Consider the following 7,677-nt stretch of genomic DNA (forward strand, 5'->3'; position numbering starts at 1 on the left):
CAGGCGCGACTCTCATCGTGGCGCGGGGAGCGATCCCCACAACGACGCCGGATAGATTTACGCAAGCCAATCACAACGTCAAAAATCAGTGTTGCAAAAATGGGGGTGACCATAGATTTTTATTGCCGTCGTCGTATCACTTCGCACTACGAACGCCCGCGACATATTGACCCACGCCCAGGCATCCTGACGATAAAAAGATAGAATACCTATCGACCTGTTCGAACGGGTTCTAACGTTACCGAATACTCGCTGCAGGCGAAACGGCCGAGTATGGCGACGTCAAAACCCAGCCAGCATTTTCGCAGCAAGCCGGCATCGAAAAGTCTCATTACGGCGGCTGCCAAGTTGCTGCCCACCTGTCGTCGCACCCCCCCAAATATTAGGATCCGTCTCATGACGGCATGACTCATCATATTTTTCCTCAAGGCACAATCGAATAAATATTATGTACTCCGATACGAATATTCTTAATAAGAACCATCGGTTGCCAGGTGGCATCGCATGACGCCGGGGTCACTGCACCCATTGGCCGGCGACCAACCCGCCTTGCGTGGGCCGATCGCGACTCTGGCGCGATGCCGGCATTGGCTCCGACAGCGCCCGCTCGGCCGCGATATCGCGATCGTCCTGCTTGTCAAGATCGCGTTGTTGGCGGTCATCAAATTTGCCTTTTTCAACCGTCCCGCCGCGGAACGTATGCACTTGCCGCCGAACGAAGTCGCGCGTGCTTTGCTTTCTCCACAAATCGCTCAACAAGAAGGTGCTCGCCATGCCCAGTAGCGAAATCGTCGACCTCTCGCGCCTGCAATTCGCCATCACGGCGCTTTATCATTTTCTGTTCGTTCCTCTGACATTGGGCCTGTCCTGGCTGCTCGTCATCATGGAATCCGTGTACGTGATGACGGGCAAGCAGATATACAAGGACATGACCCAGTTTTGGGGAAAGCTGTTCGGCATCAATTTCGCCATGGGCGTCACTACCGGGTTGACGCTGGAGTTCCAGTTCGGCACGAACTGGGCGTACTACTCCCACTACGTCGGCGACATCTTCGGCATCCCGCTGGCGGTCGAAGGGCTGATGGCATTTTTCCTGGAATCGACATTTGTGGGCCTGTTCTTCTTTGGCTGGGACAAGCTGTCGAGAGTCAAGCACCTGATCGTGACGTTCCTGGTCGCGCTCGGATCAAACCTCTCCGCCTTGTGGATATTGATCGCGAATGGCTGGATGAACAACCCGGTCGGCGCCAAGTTCAACTATGAAACCATGCGCATGGAACTGGTCAGCTTGAGCGAGGTGATCTTCAATCCGGTGGCGCAGGTAAAGTTCGTCCATACCGTGGCAGCGGGGTACGTGACCGCTGCCATGTTCGTGCTTGGCGTGTCGGCATGGTATCTGCTGAAAAAACGCGACATCCAGTTCGCGTTACGCTCTTTCGCCGTGGCGGCGGGGTTCGGGCTGGCTTCGACGCTTTCGGTCATCGTGCTTGGCGATGAGTCCGGCTATGCGACCGGCGAGGTGCAGAAAGTCAAATTGGCGGTCATCGAGTCCGAGTGGGAAACGAATCCGGCACCCGCGCCGTTTACGGTATTCGGCATTCCCAATCAGGAGGAAGAGCGTACGGACTACGCCTTGCGCATCCCTTACGCGCTGGGCCTGATGGCCACTCGTTCGCTCGATACGCCGGTGATCGGCATCAAGGATCTGAAGCAAGAGCACGTGCAGCGGATCAAACGCGGGATGATCGCCTACGCCGCGCTCGAGAAACTGAAAACCGGCGATCAATCGCCGGCCACCAAAGCCATTTTCGAGGCGAATGTTCACGATCTCGGGTATGCGCTGCTATTGAAGAAGTACACGTCCACGGTCGTGGATGCGACGCCGGAACAAATACGTCAAGCGGCTGACGACTCGATACCGCGCGTCGCGCCGGTGTTCTGGTCGTTCCGCTTCATGGTCGGCCTGGGGTTCACGTTCCTGCTGACATTCGTGCTGGCCTTTTGGTATTGCGCGCGCCGCAAACTGACGTCGGATGGCAAGCGCTGGTTCCTGCGCTGGGCCGTGATCGCCATCCCGCTACCCTGGCTCGCCGCGGAATTGGGGTGGATCGTAGCGGAGTATGGCCGGCAGCCATGGACCATCGCAGGCATCCTGCCGACCCATTTGTCGGCGTCGACCCTCCAGCCGAGCGACCTGTACTTCAGTCTGGCTGGCTTCATCTTCTTTTACACGTTGCTGTTCGTCATCGAAATGTTCCTGATGATCAAATACATTCGCATCGGCCCGTCCTCGCTCAATAGCGGACGTTACCACCATGAACGGTCGTCGCAATCCACCGCGACCAATTAACGGGAGCTTGCCATGTTGGATTACACAACACTCAAATTGATCTGGTGGGTGCTGATCGGCGTGCTACTGATCGGCTTTGCCTTGACCGACGGCTTCGACATGGGGGTCGGTGCACTACTACCGTTTCTCGGCAAGACGGACAACGAAAGGCGCATCATCATCAACACCGTGGGCCCGACCTGGGAGGGCAACCAAGTCTGGTTCGTGACCGCCGGCGGCGCCATCTTCGCAGCTTGGCCGCTGGTGTACGCCAGCGCTTTTTCGGGACTCTATATCGCGTTACTGCTGGTGCTCTTCGCTCTCTTTTTCCGGCCGGTCGGTTTCGATTACCGCAGCAAGCTGGATAACCCGCACTGGCGGAGCGCCTGGGATTGGGCGCTGTTTGCGGGCAGTACCGTGCCGGCGCTCGTTTTCGGGGTCGCCTTCGGTAATCTGCTGCAGGGCGTCCCGTTCTTCTTCGACAGGGATCTGCGCGTGACCTACACAGGGTCATTCTGGGCGCTGCTGAACCCGTTTGCACTGCTGTGCGGCGCCATCAGCCTGCTCATGCTGACCTCGCACGGCGCGGCCTTCCTCAGAACCAAGACGGATGGTGCCGTCGCCGCCAGGGCTTCGCGAATCCTACGCATCACATCGTTGCTCACCGTATCGCTTTTCCTGATCGCAGGTGTCTTTGTCGCGAAAGTGGTCCCGGGCTACTACCTCCTGACGGATGCGGCGCTGACCGATGGTCCAGCCAACCCGCTCTTGAAATCGGTGTTCACCGCCCCTGGGCTTTGGCTCGGCAATTATCTGCAACATCCGTGGATGATCGTGGCGCCGGTGGTGGGTTGTGTCGGCGCCCTGCTCGCCGCAATACTCGCGAGTTCGCGACTGCAAAAGTCCGGATTCATGGCGACCGGCTTGATGATTGTCGGCATCATCCTGACCGCAGGCTTCTCGATGTTTCCATTCGTCATGCCCTCGTCGAGTTCGCCACAAAGCAGTCTGACGCTGTGGGACGCCGCGTCGAGCAAATTGACGCTGGAAATCATGCTGCTCACCGTGATCGTATTCCTGCCGGTCGTGCTGTTATATACCGGCTGGGTCTATCGCGTGATTCGCGGCCGGATCACGGCCGAAACGATCGAACAAAACAAACACTCGATGTATTAAGGAGTCGGCAATGTGGTATTTCACCTGGATTTTGGGCGTCGGCGTAGCCCTGGCTTTTGGCATCATCAATGTCATGTGGCTCGAAGCCCATGACGACTTTGATCGCCGCGAGCAGGACGGCAACGTGAACTGACCGTCACAAAAAAAACCGGCGCGCCCTACCTGTTTGGCGCGCCGGTTTCTGGTATCTACCTCGGAATCAAATCTGCAAGAAAATGCGCATGTAGTGATCGATCAGCAGGGCGGCAAAAATCAACGAGAGATAGACAATCGAGTATCGGAAAGTCTTGCGCGCCAATTGATCCGAGTAAGCGCGCCACAGCTTCCAGGCATAAACCAGGAAAATCCCACCGAGAATCACTGCTCCGGCTAAATAGGCGAACCCGCTCATGCCATACGCATAGGGCATCAGCGATACCGCAAACAGCACGATTGTGTAGAGCAAAATGTGCAGCCGGGTGAATCGCTCGCCGTGTGTCACCGGCAACATTGGCAGCCCCGATTTGACATAGTCCTGACGCCGGTACAGAGCCAACGCCCAAAAATGCGGCGGTGTCCACACAAAGATAATCAATACCAGCATCCAGGCTTCCGGCGGCACCGAGCCCGTCACTGCAGCCCAGCCAAGCGCTGGCGGCATGGCGCCAGCAGCTCCGCCAATAACGATATTCTGCGGAGTCGCCGGTTTGAGTACGATCGTATAAATGATGGCGTAGCCGACGAATGTAGCAAAAGTCAGCCACATCGTCAGCGCATTGGTGAAGGTGTCGAGCACCCACATGCCCGTGCCGCCGAGCACGGCCGAGAAGACGATGATCTGGAGCGGTGTGATTTCCCCACGTGCCGACGGCCTCCAGGCCGTGCGTCGCATCAGCGCATCGACTTTCTGCTCGACCAGGCAGTTGATGGCGAACGCGGCACCTGCCAGCAGCCAAATACCGATCGTGCCGCCAATCAGCACTTGCCAGGGCACCATCCCGCGCGTCGACAGAAACATGCCGATGACGGCGCAAAACACCGCCAGTTGCGTGACGCGAGGTTTGGTAAGCGACCAATATTGCGCGAAGCGATTGGCCGGGAGTGAGGGGGCAGTGGTACTTTCCATGGCGCGTGTTGTCGTGCGCTACACCGAGCGGGGGCCTGCGTTGTCCAGCGAGTCGGCCAGAGGCGATTGCTGGAGCGTCTGGGCACGTGCCAAACGCCCGGCCGTAACGATGTGATAGTTTAACATAACAAGCAATAACAGCATGAAGGCTGCGCCACCCGTATGGGCCACGGCGATCGGCAGTGGCCACTTAAGTAAAATATTTCCCAACCCGGTAAGCAATTGCGCCAGCAACATCAGCAACAGCAGCGTGGCTGTCTTTCTCAGGGCGGCAACGCGACGCAAGCGGAAGCCGAGCCAGGTCAAATATGCAATGACGACGAAGGCGAAGGTGCGGTGCACCCAGTGAATCGCCACCAGCGCGTCCATCGGAATAATTTCACCCCCGGCGGTGCGCCCAAGTGCACGCCATAACTTAAAGCCTTGGGCGAAATCCATGGGTGGGATCCAATCACCGCGACATTTCGGAAAGTGCGTGCACGCCAGCACTGCATAATTGGTGCTGACCCATCCGCCGAGTGCGATCTGCATCGCCAGCAGGGCCAAACCGCCCAACGCGAACCACCGCCACCGCAGCAAGGCTTCGTTTGGTACAACGAGCTCCTGGCGCGAGGCGAGCCAGGTAAGCGTGCCCAGCAAGGTCAATGCCAGTAACAAGTGCGTGGTGACGATGACAGGTTGCAGTTTCATCGTTACAGTCCAGGCGCCGAACGCCCCCTGCAAACACACCAAAAGAAAGGCGCCCGTCGACAGCCAGGGCGATTGCCTGAGTTCCTTGCGCTTGACCCACGCCAGTACCATCAAGGTAATGATGAGCACGCCAATGGCCATCGCGAAATAGCGATGGATCATTTCGATCCAGGCCTTCGTGAAGGTAACCGGGCCGGTCGGCAAGGCGGTTTCGGCCGCGCGGATTTCACTATGCGCAAGAAATGGCGAGGCGGTGGCGTAACAGCCCGGCCAATCCGGGCATCCCAGTCCGGAATCGGTCAAGCGGGTAAAACTGCCAAACATAATCAGGTCGAAGGTGAAAAAAACAGCCACCCACGCCAATTTTCGAAATTTGTTGCGATCCCCTTTGGTCTTGACATACAGCAGCGGGATCAGCGCGATGGTCAGGCCGATCAGCCCCAATTGAAAGACATACATACCAGATAATTTCCGATTACCAGCAAAAGAACGCCGGGCCCGCCGATCGGCAGGCCCGCGCCGCCAATATCAGCCGACGCTCGACCATTTCAACAGTTTGACCAGATCCTGATTGATTTTCACCGGGTCAGGGTTGTTGGGAAAAACCATCATCAGGTGGCCAACCGGATCCACCAGGTAGATATGATCGCGCAAGCCGCTGTCGGCTGATGCCGGCAACCACGCCTGCAATGCAGCGGGGTCGACGCGCAGCATGCGCGTCTGGGCATAGGCGTTGCGAATTTGCGGCTGAATTTGCGCATCGTCCGTTACCAGCCAGACGGACAGAACCCGGGCGCGCTGCTCACCTTGCAGCGTCCGTATCTGACGCATGTAATAGAGTTTCGTCACGCACGCCTTGTCGCACGATCCGCTGTCGGCGCTCATCATCAGCCACTTGCCCTTCAAATCGGCCAGCGCCATCGGCCTGCCGGCTTCATCCCGCACCTGCAGATCGGCAGGAATGGGGCGCTGCGGCACGATCAGCTCGCCATAGTTGGTCTGCCCACCGTGCGGCTTGACGACGAAATAAGCGACAAATGCAGCCACGATCGGCGCAGCGCAAACCACAAATATCGCCAGGATCGTCAGTCGGGCACGGCGTTGCTGTCGCGTTGGCGGAAACTCGCCGGGCGAGCGCATGGTCGATTCGGTTTCACCGGAGTCCAATGCCTTCATATGCAGTCACTCATTGGGGGTATTTTTCTGCCGACCGGATCACGGCACGCCCTCGCCTGTATGCCATGCGCAAGCTCATCAGCAATAGCACCAGCGCCAGACCGAACCATTGCGCGGCATACCCGTAATTGCGCGCCACGTCCATTGTCGGCTTCGGCCAATCCCGTATCAGATGGTCATTCATCGGGCTGGTCTGCATGATAACAAACGGTTGCAACATCAGCCCGGTCTCTTTCTCATAGGCTGCCACGTCGAGATTCTGGCGGATCGCCGCGCCCGGCGGGGAACCGTTGCCGAGTTCGAATGCACGACTCGGATTGGCCCTGGCGACTCCTTCGACTTCGACTACGCCCGCCGGCGTGGGATACGGCATGATCGCCGTGCGATCGCGCAAATCACGCGGCAACCAGCCGCGATTGACCAGCACATAGCGGGGGGCGCCCGAGCCGTCTATCTCCAGCGGCATCACCACGTAGAATCCCGGCAAGCCATTATGCGGCCGGTTATCCAAATAAACGGCGCGCTCCGGCAGGAACCGTCCGACCACCCTGACGCGGTGATACGCCACAGCCGACAGGCTCAACGGCGTCCGCCCGACCTGAATGGGCGGGGCATCCGCCCAGCGATCGAGAAGCGCCTGGCGCGCCAGCCTTTCGTGTGCCCGTTGCAATTGCCACACGCCCAACCCGCAGGTCAGCGCGATGCCAAGAAGCACCGCCATGGCCGATCTCGGTCGGCATCCCCGCCATATTGCTTTAAACACGCTCACCTCGCCGATCCGTCATTCCATCCCCGTGTGAAGGTGCGATAATGCAACCTCAAGCGCTCTCTGACAGATCATGCGTATTATTGTTGCCATTGCATTTGTCCTGATTCTCGGAAGCCTGGCTTCCGCGCTCGTCTTCATGATGAAGGACAAGGGAACGACCAACCGCGCGGTTCACTCGCTGATGTTCCGCGTCGGCTTTTCGATCAGCCTGTTCCTGTTCATTTTATTCGCGAACTGGATGGGCTGGATCCACAGCACCGGCATCCGCTACTGAATCCTGGCCGAATCCGCCGCCAGGATTGGCGGCCCTACAATCGGGATAGGGGCGGTCAGGTAGTCTGACCGATCCCCTCCCACGCCACCCGGCATGCGGGTCCGCACCGGGCGGCTCGAGCAGTTGAGGTCATGAGAGCCGGGGAACGCCGATACGGT

The 7,677-nt window shown here is 58.4% G+C and carries 9 protein-coding genes; 5 read left to right on the top strand and 4 right to left on the bottom strand.

Translation table 11 applies throughout. The annotated features are described in order from the left end of the window. Positions 1-504 precede the first annotated feature (504 nt). Genes cydP through cydX form a run of 4 tightly spaced genes read left to right on the top strand, consistent with a single transcriptional unit; the run spans position 505 to position 3,638 of the window. Positions 505-783: a cytochrome oxidase putative small subunit CydP gene (gene cydP, locus EPN80_RS19090; RefSeq protein WP_293031094.1), complete on the top strand. Its 279-nt coding sequence runs from the start codon at positions 505-507 to the stop codon at positions 781-783. Next, positions 773-2,350, top strand: a complete 1,578-nt coding sequence (locus EPN80_RS19095; RefSeq protein WP_293031097.1) for a cytochrome ubiquinol oxidase subunit I — start codon at positions 773-775, stop codon at positions 2,348-2,350. The genes cydP and EPN80_RS19095 overlap by 11 nt, the downstream gene beginning before the upstream one ends. A gap of 15 nt (positions 2,351-2,365) precedes the next feature. Beyond that, the gene (cydB, locus tag EPN80_RS19100) at positions 2,366-3,505 is read left to right on the top strand and encodes a cytochrome d ubiquinol oxidase subunit II (protein ID WP_293031117.1); all 1,140 of its coding nucleotides are present in this window, start codon (positions 2,366-2,368) and stop codon (positions 3,503-3,505) included. Positions 3,506-3,515: 10 nt separating this feature from the next. Beyond that, positions 3,516-3,638 (top strand): cytochrome bd-I oxidase subunit CydX, encoded by a 123-nt coding sequence (cydX, locus tag EPN80_RS19105; protein WP_293031100.1) that lies wholly within the window; start codon positions 3,516-3,518, stop codon positions 3,636-3,638. A 66-nt stretch (positions 3,639-3,704) separates the two neighbouring features. Here cydX and cyoE read toward each other — a convergent pair whose 3' ends face one another. From cyoE to EPN80_RS19125, 4 genes are all read right to left on the bottom strand, one after another. Then, positions 3,705-4,610, bottom strand: a complete 906-nt coding sequence (gene cyoE / locus EPN80_RS19110) for a heme o synthase (protein WP_293031103.1) — start codon at positions 4,608-4,610, stop codon at positions 3,705-3,707. Between the two features lie 18 nt (positions 4,611-4,628). Beyond that, complete coding sequence (locus tag EPN80_RS19115; RefSeq protein ID WP_293031106.1) at positions 4,629-5,759, bottom strand: heme A synthase; 1,131 nt, start codon at positions 5,757-5,759, stop codon at positions 4,629-4,631. 69 nt (positions 5,760-5,828) lie between these two features. Further along, positions 5,829-6,476 (bottom strand): cytochrome C oxidase subunit I, encoded by a 648-nt coding sequence (locus EPN80_RS19120; RefSeq protein WP_293031109.1) that lies wholly within the window; start codon positions 6,474-6,476, stop codon positions 5,829-5,831. A gap of 10 nt (positions 6,477-6,486) precedes the next feature. Then, positions 6,487-7,197, bottom strand: coding sequence for an SURF1 family protein (locus tag EPN80_RS19125; RefSeq protein WP_293031111.1), 711 nt, complete (start codon positions 7,195-7,197; stop codon positions 6,487-6,489). A gap of 118 nt (positions 7,198-7,315) precedes the next feature. On the opposite strand from EPN80_RS19125, the gene EPN80_RS19130 reads away from it, so the two are divergent. After that, positions 7,316-7,519, top strand: coding sequence for a twin transmembrane helix small protein (locus tag EPN80_RS19130; RefSeq protein WP_047215135.1), 204 nt, complete (start codon positions 7,316-7,318; stop codon positions 7,517-7,519). Positions 7,520-7,677 lie beyond the last annotated feature (158 nt).

The organism is Pandoraea sp., assembly GCF_004297875.1.
GTDB lineage: Bacteria > Pseudomonadota > Gammaproteobacteria > Burkholderiales > Burkholderiaceae > Pandoraea.